Raw genomic sequence first — 10,746 nt, 5'->3', positions numbered from 1 at the left:
TTCAACCGGTCAGCCTTAGCTTATCCGACTGTCCAAAAAAACGTGACCGCCGCAGGGTGACCTATCGCTTACCTGAATTTGTTGACATGGCACCAGCGCATCAAGCTAATTCAAGAGTGCACGTCAAAGTGTTACCAGAAAATCGTGCGCTAGCTCGAGTTTTGATTCAAATCAAACTATGATTTGCGCATTGTCATTTGCCTCGGGACGAATATGCGCGACCACAAGTTAATCAGCCTCGAAAGCCATCTGGCTCACTTGCCCTTGTTTGCTGGCATGGCTGCCAGCGATATCGAACACATTGCCAGTTGCTCCAAGCTTATCCACGCGCAAAAAGGCGATGTACTCTTTCGTGCCGGAGATGCTTGTACGGGCTTTCATCTTCTGGTTTTCGGCCAGGTCAAACTAGCATTCACATCATCTCAGGGCAACGAGAAGATTGTGGAAATAATTCAGCAGGGTCAAAGTTTTGGCGAAGCCATTATGTTTTTGGACCGGACCTATATTGTCTTTGCTCAAGCGCTGCAGGATTCGATGCTGATTCATGTCCCCAAGGAAGCCATACTGAATGAGTTGGAACACGACTACGGCTTTACCAAGAAGATGCTAGCCGGGTTGGCAAAACGCACACACGACTTGATGACGGACGTCGAAGCCTACTCGTTGCAGTCGGCCAAGCAGCGAATTATCGGATATCTGATGACTGATGTGCCTCAGGCAGCAATAGACACAGACAAACTGGAGTTTGAGCTCACTGCAGGCAAAGGGGTCATTGCCTCACGCCTCAACATCACTCAGGAACACTTCTCCAGGGTATTGCACGACCTGTCGGATAGCGGGCTGCTTGAGGTGCATGGCAAGAAAATTCGGATTCCGAGCGTGTCCAAACTCCTCAAATCTCAAGACAACCCGTAGCGGTGAGAGCATCGCTAGTAACGACTGAAGGCTGTTCAGGGTCGAGGGCTGTCCTTCGTTACGGCAACTAGTTGGTATCGGCTAGGAGCCGGCCAGGAACTGCCGGTGAGCTATGTACGGTGGGCCGACTGCCTTAAGCAAACAACGGACATCGTCCTTCACAGTTAATACGGTGGCAGAGCACTGATAGAACGAAGTATGTTGCGCGTAATTTCTTGCCGCTTTGAGAGGTCATTCAGTCTGTTGGGCGTATCGATGTTCAGCGCAAAAAATACCGGTCCGGTTGGCCACTCGACCCAGCCTACCCACCAGCCAACCTTTCCACTCCAGCCGGTCTTGGCCCGCAATATCCAATCACGACCTGCCTCATTCACCATCACGTCCTTGATGAGCCGCTGATGCTCGACCGGGAATGGCAGTTCATTACGATAGAGATGACGCAGGAACGATATTTGTTCATTTGCCGAAATTGCTAGGTCGCCTTCGACCCAGAAAGGTTTGCCGCCTCCCGCAACTGCGTTGCCATACGCAATCTTTCGCATGTACTCAGTCTCACGCGCATCGCCAAGCTGCCGAGCAAATCGTTCGTAGACCCAGACAGTCGAATTACGCATCGCGGAGCGTAGGTTTTGGTCCTCATTCCACACCTCTATCGAACGCTTGATGCCATCCCAGGGAATTACCTGGAACTCATCACGGAGAATTCCCGCGTCAAGAGCAAACAAGCTATGAGGAATTTTGAAGGTTGAAGCCGGCGAGTAGCGACGCCCCGCGCGCTCCGAGTCGTAAACGAAAGCCACTTCCTTCCCATTGCGGTTGTCTACGACAACGATGGTGCCGTGCGCCTCGGCTGTAGTAAAGAAACTGGACCAGTCTGCGCGCTCTTGTGAAGCAGACGCAGCAAGCGTCCTAAACGCAAGGACAATTGATAGCGAAAAGAGAATTAGGCTACGTCGATACATCGCACTAATTGTAGCCGTCTAGCCAAGCTTGAATGACTGGTCTGTGCTTGATTGCAGCCGTGCTGCCTGAGAACTGTAACCGGCTGCAATGGGTCGGCTTGCGACAGGCCTCTCTTCAAATTGCCAGCCGGAAAGCGGCCAGTGAAATTCCGACTCCCGGAAGCGGCCAGTCGCCACTGAGCGCTCTCTAACCTGAGCAGCCATTACTGATAAATGGAAGCCGTCATTCGCCGAATTTTCCCGGAAGTGAAATTCTATTTCTTCAAATAACAGCTGTATTGCATATCAGAATCTAGGATATGGCCTACCCACCACTGCTCGAGATAATTTTGCAGGGTGGACTTGTCAATATTGCCATGCATTGCAACACACAGAAACTCTGTGAGCCATTCTCGGTATGCATCGTGTTCTTGTATTTGTTCTTGGAGACGAGGGTACCAGACACGACGGAGGACATCTTCTTCCAATTCAAAATGTCTTTCCGCGTAAAAAGCCAGTTCACTAAGGATGCTGTGGAAAGTCTCAATGCTGGCTTTGGTGCCATCACATTGGTATTGAGATACATGCTTGCATAGTTGCAATAGCTTCTGGTGCTGATTATCCAGAGTCGTGTTTCCTACGCTGTATTCGGGCTTCCATTCAGACAAATCAATCATGTCGTTCTTCGAGTTGGCAAAACCGCGTTCCATGATACGAAATATGGTGCAGCGCAGCATTGACTTGCGTCAAATGAATCATGGCTCTTATAAAGTGCAATTGACGTTAATGGCGTCAACTGCTCAATTGCTCAATTGCTGGAAACTAAGGTGGCGAAAGTTGGTTGCTCTATTGAAAGGCCACTGGAGAAGCACCGCAAAGCGAACAGGTTGCATTGGAGAAAAATCCAGAGGGACGGCTCATGGCCGGTTCGAGGCAATCAGAGGGCAATTAGCTCGCCGAACAGCGGACATTGGCCGAGCCTTGCCGAAACCTTCGGTATTGAAATTGGACGCCTACCTCGACCGGCGGTTCATGGCCGGTAGTGTGAGGTCGCCATCGGCCGCTTTGTGGCAGTCAGGTTCGAAAAACCTGGCTTTGGCTGACTGGCCGCTATCGGGAAACCGCTATGACCGTTTTGGGTCGCGAAGCGACTGTCATCTCTTAGTATTCATCGCTCGAAAGCGGTCGTTGCCTTCACTCAGAACGCAAAACCAAAATGCATCCGAGTGACTGAAGGTGCACGACTTCATCGAGAACCAATTCGCTGGCTTGAATGACCGACTTCCATTCGGACAATGTCCGCTCTCGACCTCGACAGCCGACGAACATCTGCAAGTCAAAGGAAGCGCTTGCGATGTCGGCGCCTGTTTCCGGCACGACCATCTCCAGCACCGCAACGCGGGCGCCACTGTTTCCGATAGCTTCACGTAGTAATTTCAACGCACGTATGCAGTTGCTGTCGTCAAAGCCGTGTAGGACAGCCGAGAGAAGATAGATGTCCCTCGGGCCAGTCGAGACAGGAATCGCCTCAAACAAATCTCCTGCCTGAAAGTGAAGGCGTTCGACACCTTCCGTATGTTGGTTAGCCCAGTACCTTTGGGCTTCTGCCACGACTTGAGGCCGGTCCACAATCAATGCAGTTAGCTTAGGGTGGCGTTTCAGAATGGCAAGTGCCTTGGCTCCACGTGACCCGCCAATATCGATAACTCGCTCAAATTGGCTCCAATCCAGGTCAGTGGCAAAACCATTACCAGCCAAGGCCTCAACGCTGTCCATGGCTTCTGAGAAAAGTTGGTCGAAGTCAGCGTGATGGTCCAGGTAATCAAACAAATCCTCACCATGACTGAGTCGGAATGGTGGTGTGCCGCTGCGAATACCGGCTTCCAACTGCTCGAACCAGGGACGGCTGATGGCTTCTGAGTTGTGCATCAGAATCATGGCCCTGACACTTTGCGGGTCGTCACTACGAAGACAGTTAGACAGCTTGTTGTTGCGGAAGACCATGGGAGCCGATTCTTCGAAGACCCCTATGGCCGCAAGCAAGCGCATTAGGCGGCCAAGAGCATCAGCATTGGCGCCGACCCGGCCGGCAAGTGCTGATGCATCCATGCTTTCCTTCCCTAAGACCGTGGCCACATCCAGTCGCGCTGCCACGAAGAGTGCCCTTGATTGCCAGTATGCCGAGCCAATTTGCACGAGCCGAAATGGTGCTGGGGTGACCTTATTGGGAATTGACTGAAGCCAGGAACCGAACTTCATTACCTTGGCGAATCGGCGCACCGAACCGATATTCATCTGGAGCGTCATAGTGCATTTCCTTGGCTACTTGGAACGACTGGTGCCAAGCCAGCCGAAAACAGGTGGCCGTTAAAGTTTGCGAGACGTTCCAAGAAAGCATCGTCCATGGGACGCTCCATCTGTTCTTCGAAAATGTCCTTGAGCAGCATTGGGGTCATGGCCAGACTGACGAATGCCAATCGCAGAATGTCGGGGTCGATTCCTGCCGCCATCTGCCCTTGTGCCTTCAAGTCGGCAACCTTGCGCGCACCACGGGTACGTCCGCGTTCAAGCAACTGCTGAATGAAGCGTCGGCCCGGACCATGATGGAGCGCCAACACTTTGAGGATTAGCTTGGGAAACTCAGGGCGGGCCGACATTGTTTTATAGTACAAGACCAGAAATTCGGCGAAACCTGCTGTCGAGGACAGGAGCGGCCCATCGAGGACATCCAGTAGTGGGCTCAAGGTCTCACGTATCATCTCCTCGTAAAGTCCTTCCTTGCTTCCGAAGTAGTAGCGAATCATGGAGACGTTGGCGCCGGCGGACTCCGCGATGCGTCGGGTGGTGACGTTGTGATAGTCATCGGCGAGGAAACAATCCAGCGCAGCCTTAATTAAGCGGCTGCGAAGTGACTCTGTAACATTCGGAATTTCCATGATTGGCTCGCATTGCTGTGATGACAATCAGGTTAGCAGGCGCGACGGACTAGCCTCTAGGGGTTTCGTCAATCAATACTGGGGGAACGATTGATTGCCAAGGTCCATTTCTGGGTAGGCCCCAGATGTGAATTCAGATGTAACAGCGACCGGCCGCTACTGGCCGGTAGTGTGAGGTCGCCAACGGTTGCTTGGTGGCAGTCCGGTTTGAAAAATCCGGCATTGGCTGATTGGCCGCTATAGGGAAACCGATACGGCACCTTTGGGTCGAGAGCACTCGGTGACGACTGGCTGCTTCTAGGAATCGGCATTTCACTGACATCTTTCCGTCGAGAAATCTGAAGTGAGGAAGGGCTGCCTTTTAGTCTCGCCCTTCGTCTATTAGCCGACGCAAACTAATGCCGCGACCGGCTCGCTTCCGACGCTGCTTTCGAATGAATCGCTGCATTGCGCGGATTGTGCGCAATGTAACCGCCGCCGGCTCGACCTCTCGGCCAACTGGCGGCATGGTTTCCCATTCTTCATCGAAGGGAGTACCCGCTGGAATTTGCAGGAGCATTTCAGCAAGGCTGTACCGCGGCCGAAAGGCTGCTTTGTGGACAAAAGAGGGAGGAGTGCGGCGAGCGCGTTTCATAGTGCTATTAGAGCATGTCGTCTGTAAGTGGATGTCAGCCTAACCGAAGCCCAGCCGATGTCGCTCCACAGCTAAAAATAAGCTAGGTTTGTCTCGAATTGTCGCGTAGCAGCTACGGAACGGCCTTAATTGTCGTTTTTTGGCGAAGATTGTCGATGCGGGCATGCGGCAATCCATGCAAAGTTTGAACGGTATTTGCAGAGGGCAATATCTCTATTAGGGATATTTGACTTTTATCCGCATTAAAGATATTTTTGTTTTATCTGAAATGCAGATATAAGGAAACCATGATGCTTCTGACTTTTCCTGGCAAGGTGATTCATACTCCGGGGCAGGCTGGCGCTTATTTGCGCGAACGCCGCAAAGAATTAAAGTTGACGCAGACTCAAGTCGCAATCCGGCTTGGCATTAGTCAAAACCGGTTCTCCGTCTTGGAAACCATTCCAGGGGACCTGACTCTCATGCGGCTCCTTGTTCTGGCAAAGAACCTGGGTTTGGAACTTGTGTTGCGTTCGCCAGAGCCGAAACCACCAGCTAACAATAATGCAGAGAACTGGTGAAATGGGCCGAGCAGTTCCTGAAGGGCAATCCACGCAGCATGAGGCAGCAAGCAGCCTACAGCGGATGTTCGCTGCTTAACGGCCTGAAGGTATCTTTGCACCTGTCGCATGTCAGTGGTTGCCAGCTTATGGCTGCTTGGTATAATTTTCCGTATCGCACAAGTCGATGCGAGCTGCCCATCTAGGCTCATCTGGTTCGCCGGAACGACATTTGTCTTTGGTTTTGTAATCGTCTCCCTCATGGTTTTGCGGGTAGCGGCAATGGGCACTGCTTTTCCGTATCAAGACTTGGAGAATGTATGCATACCAAATCCATCAGTGCCACCGCATTGGAAAAACTTAAGCGGCTCGCCAAACAACACCGCGACACTACCGGCCTACCACTCGCCGTATCCTTGGAGGCCGTCGCTCAACAAGCTGGATACCTAAGCTGGAAGCAAGTGACCATGCTAGCCAGCAACTACACAGCGCCCCTCATGCCTGCCTCCCACCGCAGTCGAAGCCACTGGGTTGCAGGTGGCAGCCCCAGCATGCGCAAATGCAAAACGGTAGAGGAGCTTTGCGAAGTGCTCGGTAAAGTAGAGCCGGTGTTACTGCGTAGTCACTGTGATGAATCTCTTCCTGGCGCCCGCTGCCTGTGTGAACTGGACCCCTTTGTTACGGCCAAGCGGGCTAACGTGGACATCGATATTGGCGATAAATATGACTTTTGGAACTATCTTTACTTGCTGGACAGGCCGTATGCCGGCGTCAATATTGTCAATGTACGTATCAGCTTAGGCCTCGGTTCCCATGGTCACTATCTGAACGAGCACTTGTTGGTCAACAGCAATAATGACCGCAGCAATAGCCTCAACCCCAATAATGACGCCCATTATCACGCGCTGAACAACCACGCCAATCAACTCAACCCCAACAACAAGCGCTTTGTGTCCTGACTGCCGGAACGGGTATAACTTGCGAGAGATTAGATTGAATGACCAAAGACTGCTTGGGTCGATTGTTGCCCCAACAACCTGAAATCCAGGCTGCTCTTGGGCTCGACGGACTTTTGCGTAAGTGTTGAGCACCGACAGTTGAAAAGCGACAGTCTCGACAGACATTGCATATAAATTGTTATTTTTAAAGTGGCATGAAATCAGTAGCTTAAAAGCGTCGCACCCGACAAACTTAATTGTTCGCTTTCATTTTTTAGCTGATTTGATCGAGCGGCCCGATTTTATCGGGCCTTTTTTTTGCCGGTGTGATTTTCTTCACTGACTCGATTGTCGCCTGGCCACATCCTGCAGTTGTGACGGGGGATTCCCGAATCAAGGTCGAAGCGAGGTGTGCGATGGTCGTGAAGAATGAAAAACGATTGGGTGATGATCGCCGCGTTTGCGAATTCGGGCCACCCAATGGCTGGCGTGAGCGGCGCAAGAGCGTCGAGCGGCGGCTGGTGAAGGTGGATGAGATTCCGTTCTCGGAATGGCTGGCTTATCGACCGGTGCGGGCCGAGACTGAAACGCAAAAATAAAACGGTTTGTAAAACGTAAAAGGCCTCGCCATCTAGCGAGGCCTTGGTGTTTATGGGGGCTGGATTATTCTTCCCGTTCGTAAACCACGTCGGATCGGCGATTTTCTGCCCACGATTCTTCGTCGTGGCCGGTTTTTTTCGGGTTGCTGGCGCCCAGCGTTTTGATGGTGATTTGTTTTTTCTGTGCGCCGTGACTGGCCAGCGTAGCGCGCACGTTTTCGGCGCGTTTCAGGCCCAATTGGTGGTTGTAAGCGGCGCTGCCGCGTTCGTCGGCATTGCCTTCGATGCGCACCCGCGCCTTGGGGTGCTCGGCAAGGTAGCGGGCGTGGGCGCGTAGCGCCGGGTCGTAATCGGCTTTGACGGTGGCGTTGTTCAGGTCGAAATAGACGCTGCGCTGGGTGCGCAGGCCGACCGGGTCCATTTTCATTGACGATTCGGGCATCGCACTGGCCGCCGGCGGGGTTGTGTTGGCGGCGGGTAGGCTGGCACCCGGCTGTAGTTCGGTCGGCACTGGTTTGCCGAGCAGGCCGGGGTGCACTTTGAGCGGGCCGCTTTGCGAGATGTGCTTACTCGGCGGAATCTCGCTTTTGAACGCGGCGCAGGCGGTAAGCAAGGTGGATAGAAGGAAAGCGATAGGCAGAGAAGCGCGCATCTGGTTTTTTCGGCGGCGTGAGGAAGCCCGAATCATAGCCCCTCGCATGGTTGGCGAATAGTCTTGTCAGCGTCCGGCGGGATGAGCGCAAGGTAGATTTACCTGGTGAAATGGAAAAATCAACTTTTTGTCTTTTGGGGTATAGCGGCTTCGCTCATTCACCAGTCGAGAATCTCTGCTCGCGGTCAACGCGGGAAAAGCAGGTATTTATGTTCTGATTGAGATCGGGGAGGGGGGCTTGGGCCGGATGTTATAATCGGCCCCCGTTTCATTACGCCAACCCTATCCGGTGATTTTTACCCTCGGCATCAACCATCATTCCGCCCCGCTCGCCATCCGTGAGCGGGTGGCGTTTGGCGCCGACAAACTGGGCCACGCGCTGAGCGACCTGATGCACGATCGCCCGGTGCACGAGGTGGCGATCCTGTCCACCTGCAATCGTACCGAGATTTATTGCTCGGCCGAGTCGCCCGAGATTGTTATTGACTGGCTGGCCCATTACCACCAGGTCGGCCGCGAAGAAATCGCACCGTATATTTACACCCATGACCAGCCGGAAGCCATCCGCCATGCCTTCCGCGTCGCCAGCGGCCTCGATTCGATGGTTATCGGCGAGCCGCAGATTCTCGGTCAGATGAAAGACGCCGTACGCGCTGCCGAAGAAAACGGCACCCTCGGCACGCAACTGCACAAGTTGTTCCAGCGCTCGTTTTCGGTCGCCAAGGAGGTGCGCACGACGACGGCTATTGGTGCCAACATCGTTTCGATGGCCGCCGCCGGCGTCCATCTGGCTGAACGCATTTTTGAGTCGATTGCCGGCCAGCGCATTTTGTTCGTTGGCGCTGGAGAAATGATCGAACTGTGCGCTGCGCATTTCTGTGCCGGCCAGCCGAAACAGGTCACCATCGCCAATCGCACGCTAGAGCGGGCGCGTGCCTTGGCCGAACAGTACGGCGGCACGGCCATTCGCCTCGACGAACTGGGCGAGCATCTGGCTGCTCACGACATTATCGTTTCCTGTACGGGCAGCCCCTTGCCGATTATGGGTCTGGGTATGGTCGAGCGGGCGATCAAGACGCGCCGGCATCGCCCGATCTTCATGATCGACCTTGCCGTTCCGCGCGATATCGAAGAGGAAGTTGGTCAGCTTGACGACGTGTTTCTATACACCGTCGACGACCTCGCGCAGGTCGTCGAGAGCGGCCTCGAGTCACGGCAGGCGGCGGTGGTCGATGCCGAAGCCATCATCGCCAACCGGGTGCAGGATTTTCTCGGCTGGCTGGCATCGCGCGAAACCGTGCCGGTCATTCGCTCGCTGCGCGATTCGGCTGAGCGTACGCGCCGCCACGAGATGGAACATGCGATGAAGCTGCTGGCCAAGGGTGAGGCCCCGGAAAAAGTGCTCGAACACCTGTCGCAACGGCTGACCAACAAGTTCCTGCACGCGCCGACGCAGACGCTGAATTCAGCTGACCACGGCGAACGGGCTGAATTGCAGGCCACGGTAAGCCGACTGTTCCATCTCCACGCTGCTGACTGAGAGCCCGCTTTCCGGCTCGGCACGGAGCAGGCAGTTGCGGCCGCTCCGCTTGGCCTGAAGCAGGGCGGCATCAGCCGCCTGAATAAGGCTGGATGCGGTGATAAAACAGGGTAGGGCAGCGATGCCGCAGCTGAAGGTGGCGCGCACCGAGCCCTCGGCATGCGCGTGCGGCAATGCCGAGAAATCCTGACGTATCTGATCGAGCAGAACAGTGGCCCGTTCCAGTTCGGTATCGGGCAGGGCCACGATGAATTCCTCGCCGCCATAGCGCCCGATCAGGTCGGTATTGCGCAGGCGGCCACGCAGTAGCCAGGATAGGCTGCGGATGACCTGGTCGCCGACCGGGTGGCCGAAACGGTCGTTGATCGATTTGAAACGGTCGATGTCGATCATGGCAACGACCAGGCGACCGTTCGGCAGGGCGTCGTGCAGCAAGCGTTCGATCTGATCCTTGGCTGTGGCGTGGTTGAGCAGGCCGGTCAGGCTGTCGTGGCGGGTCGAGTGGAGCATTTCCCGGTAGCGCTGGATTTTGGTCTTGACCACCGCGGCCAGAATGATCGGATTGATCGGCTTGGTCAGGAACTGGTCGCCACCGAGGCGCAAGGCCTCAACCTGCTGCGCAATGTCGCCTTCGCTCGATAGGTAGATGACCGGCAGCGAATGGTATTCGGCCACCTGGCGCAGAGCGCTGGTCACTTCGACGCCATTGCAGAAGGGCATGTACATGTCCATCAGGATGGCATCGGGCTTGTATTCGGCCGCCACTTCGAGCAGTAGCCGCGGATCGTTGATGGCTCGGCTGTCGATGCCGTGTTGGGATAGCGAGCGGCGGACGTGGGCGATGGCGGTGGCCGAGTCTTCGACGATCAGCACGCGATGTATCTCGTGTTCGCGCGTCTGGGCCAGGTCGAGAATGCGTGACAAGACGTCGCTGACTGTGTCGCCAAGCGGTACGCAGGCATCAGCGCCGGCGCGCTGGAGCAGGACGATGCTTTGCAGGTTGCTCGGCACGGACAGGCAATAGAAATAACTGCTCGGGAATTCGGTGCGCA

12 protein-coding genes are annotated in these 10,746 nt (G+C 54.7%); 6 read left to right on the top strand and 6 right to left on the bottom strand.

The annotated features are described in order from the left end of the window. Positions 1-182: hypothetical protein (locus ADADOO_RS13720; protein ID WP_511278065.1), on the top strand; the 182-nt coding region annotated here is incomplete at its 5' end. A gap of 31 nt (positions 183-213) precedes the next feature. Continuing rightward, a complete protein-coding gene (locus tag ADADOO_RS13715) occupies positions 214-915 on the top strand; it encodes a Crp/Fnr family transcriptional regulator (RefSeq protein ID WP_511278064.1) in 702 nt (233 codons plus the stop codon). Positions 916-1,079: 164 nt separating this feature from the next. Here the strand turns inward: ADADOO_RS13715 and blaOXA are convergent, their stop codons facing one another. From blaOXA to ADADOO_RS13695, 4 genes are all read right to left on the bottom strand, one after another. After that, the gene (gene blaOXA / locus ADADOO_RS13710; RefSeq protein WP_511278063.1) at positions 1,080-1,877 is read right to left on the bottom strand and encodes a class D beta-lactamase; all 798 of its coding nucleotides are present in this window, start codon (positions 1,875-1,877) and stop codon (positions 1,080-1,082) included. 254 nt (positions 1,878-2,131) lie between these two features. Continuing rightward, positions 2,132-2,593: a bacteriohemerythrin gene (locus ADADOO_RS13705; protein WP_511278062.1), complete on the bottom strand. Its 462-nt coding sequence runs from the start codon at positions 2,591-2,593 to the stop codon at positions 2,132-2,134. 457 nt (positions 2,594-3,050) lie between these two features. Continuing rightward, a complete protein-coding gene (locus tag ADADOO_RS13700; protein WP_511278061.1) occupies positions 3,051-4,163 on the bottom strand; it encodes a methyltransferase in 1,113 nt (370 codons plus the stop codon). Then, a complete protein-coding gene (locus ADADOO_RS13695; RefSeq protein WP_511278060.1) occupies positions 4,160-4,792 on the bottom strand; it encodes a TetR/AcrR family transcriptional regulator in 633 nt (210 codons plus the stop codon). Before ADADOO_RS13695 ends, ADADOO_RS13700 begins: the two co-directional genes overlap by 4 nt. Before the next feature lie 924 nt (positions 4,793-5,716). Here ADADOO_RS13695 and ADADOO_RS13690 point away from each other — a divergent pair. The 3 genes from ADADOO_RS13690 (at position 5,717) to ADADOO_RS13680 (ending at position 7,502) form a co-directional block, all read left to right on the top strand. Continuing rightward, positions 5,717-5,986 carry a helix-turn-helix domain-containing protein gene (locus ADADOO_RS13690; RefSeq protein WP_511278059.1) on the top strand — a complete coding sequence of 90 codons (270 nt, stop codon included), beginning with the start codon at positions 5,717-5,719 and terminating at the stop codon, positions 5,984-5,986. A 299-nt stretch (positions 5,987-6,285) separates the two neighbouring features. Further along, positions 6,286-6,924 (top strand): hypothetical protein, encoded by a 639-nt coding sequence (locus tag ADADOO_RS13685; RefSeq protein WP_511278058.1) that lies wholly within the window; start codon positions 6,286-6,288, stop codon positions 6,922-6,924. Positions 6,925-7,229: 305 nt separating this feature from the next. After that, positions 7,230-7,502: a hypothetical protein gene (locus ADADOO_RS13680; protein ID WP_511278057.1), complete on the top strand. Its 273-nt coding sequence runs from the start codon at positions 7,230-7,232 to the stop codon at positions 7,500-7,502. Positions 7,503-7,566: 64 nt separating this feature from the next. On the opposite strand, the gene ADADOO_RS13675 is transcribed toward ADADOO_RS13680, so the two are convergent. Further along, the gene (locus tag ADADOO_RS13675; RefSeq protein WP_511278056.1) at positions 7,567-8,154 is read right to left on the bottom strand and encodes an OmpA family protein; all 588 of its coding nucleotides are present in this window, start codon (positions 8,152-8,154) and stop codon (positions 7,567-7,569) included. 289 nt (positions 8,155-8,443) lie between these two features. Here ADADOO_RS13675 and hemA point away from each other — a divergent pair, with 289 nt between their 5' ends. Beyond that, on the top strand, positions 8,444-9,694 hold the full coding sequence (gene hemA, locus ADADOO_RS13670) for a glutamyl-tRNA reductase (protein WP_511278055.1): 1,251 nt from the start codon (positions 8,444-8,446) through the stop codon (positions 9,692-9,694). Here the strand turns inward: hemA and ADADOO_RS13665 are convergent. Then, positions 9,620-10,746, bottom strand: a 1,127-nt coding sequence (locus tag ADADOO_RS13665) for a GGDEF domain-containing response regulator (protein ID WP_511278054.1), incomplete at its 5' end; no start/stop codon positions are given. The two genes, hemA and ADADOO_RS13665, sit on opposite strands and share 75 nt — an antisense overlap.

The organism is Azonexus sp., from assembly GCF_036170495.1.
Classification (GTDB): Bacteria; Pseudomonadota; Gammaproteobacteria; order Burkholderiales; family Rhodocyclaceae; genus Azonexus.
The sequence above is the reverse complement of the archived record's forward strand: the minus strand, read 5'-3'. Positions and strand labels throughout refer to the sequence as shown.